At 72.7% G+C, this 1,585-nt stretch carries 1 protein-coding gene and 1 pseudogene; both read right to left on the bottom strand.

Annotated elements, in window-relative coordinates; genetic code table 11:
• Window positions 1-1,188 (bottom strand): condensation domain-containing protein (locus JK356_RS21420; protein ID WP_236671720.1); only part of this gene is annotated, 1,188 nt, incomplete at its 3' end.
• Window positions 1,189-1,233: 45 nt separating this feature from the next.
• Window positions 1,234-1,585 (bottom strand): annotated as a pseudogene (locus JK356_RS21415) (hypothetical protein); the annotation flags it as partial.

Below are 1,585 nucleotides of genomic sequence, written 5' to 3'. Positions count from 1 at the left end.
ATCGAGCTTCACGCGCATCTGCTCGCCGGGGACCACGACGAACGTCAGCGGGTAGTGGGCGGCCTCGCGTCCTCCGGCGGAGCTCAGCGACAGCCTCCCGGGGCCCGGCTCGGCGGCGGGGGGACGGGGGTAGTTCTCGAAGACGACGAGTGAGTCGAAGACGGCGCCCGGGCCGGCCAGCCGCTGCGTGTCGCTGAGACCGAGGAACTGATGGGTGATCAGCCGGGCCTGTCGTTCCTGGAGATCGGTGAGGAGTTCGGTCACGGGCTGCTCGCCGCGCAGCGGCACCCGCACCGGCACCGTGTTGATGAACAGCCCGACCATCGACTCCACACCCGGCAGCTCCGGCGGACGCCCCGCCACCGTCGCCCCGAACACCACATCGTTCCGCCCCGACAACCGCGCCACCACCAGCGCCCACGCCGCCTGCACCACCGTGTTCACCGTCAGCCCGCGACCACGCGCGAAGGCGGCGATGTCGCGCGAGAGCCCAGCCGGGATGTCGCGGATGATGCTCTCCGGCAGCACGGGCCGCCTGCCCGCGTCGGCGGGCGCGACGAGGGTCGGCTCCTCCGCCCCGGCGAACTCCTGCCGCCAGGCCTCCTCGGCCGCCGCCCGGTCCTGCCGGGCCAGCCAGGCCAGGTAGTCCCGGTACGACCGCACGGGAGGCAGCACGCCCGCGTCCCCGTCCGCTTCGTACACCGCGGACAGTTCCCTGAGGAGCACCGGCATGGACCAGCCGTCCATGAGGATGTGGTGGCTGGTGATGACCATCCGGTGCCGCCCGGGCCCCAGCGTCACCAGCAGCACCCGCAGCAGCGGCGGCACCGCCAGGTCGAAGCGGGCAGCGCGTTCGGCTTCCGACAGCCGTTCGGCCTCCGCAAGCGCCTCCGGTTCCGGCAGGGCGCTCAGGTCCGCAGCGTGCCAGGGCAGTCGCACGTCCCGCGCGATGACCTGGACGGCCTCGCCGGACCGGCGGCGGCGGAAGCTGGCGCGCAGCACGGCGTGGCGGTCCACCAGCGCCTGCCAGGAGCGCCGCAGCCGGTCTGCGTCCACGGGGCCGCTGAGGTCGAGGAACCGCTGGCCCACGTAGACGTCGGGCCCCTCGTCGTCGAAGGAGGCGTGGAACAGCAGCCCTTCCTGCAACGGCGACAGCGGCCACACATCCTGGACTCGCGAACCGGACATCGCGTTCTCCTCAACGATTCTGGTCGGTCTGCTCTTGACGTCGGTCTAGGCGGTGCCGTCGGCGAAGTCAGCCTCGAATTCCTCGACTTCGGACTGGTCGAGGGATACGAGGGAGAAGTCGGAAGGCGTGTGGCCCCCGGCCGTGGGACTGGCACCGTGGGCGGCGATGCCGGTGAGCATGCCGGTCCAGGCGTCCTTGAGGTCCTGGGCGGCGCTGTCGTCCAGGAGGCCGGGCAGCCAGTTCAGGGTCAGGTGCAGTTCGGGGCCGTCGGGCGTGTCCCGGACGACGGCCACTGTCTCCAGGGGGCGCGGGGCGGGTATGTCCGGGCCGAAGCGGCTGCCGATGGGCGGGTCGCCGCTCCAGGCCCAGGGCTCGACCGGACCGCCGGCCGCGGTG

Origin of the sequence: Streptomyces sp. 7-21 (assembly GCF_016741785.1) — a bacterium.
In the GTDB taxonomy this organism is placed as follows: Bacteria; Actinomycetota; Actinomycetes; order Streptomycetales; family Streptomycetaceae; genus Streptomyces.
This window is presented reverse-complemented; position numbering and strand designations above follow the sequence as displayed.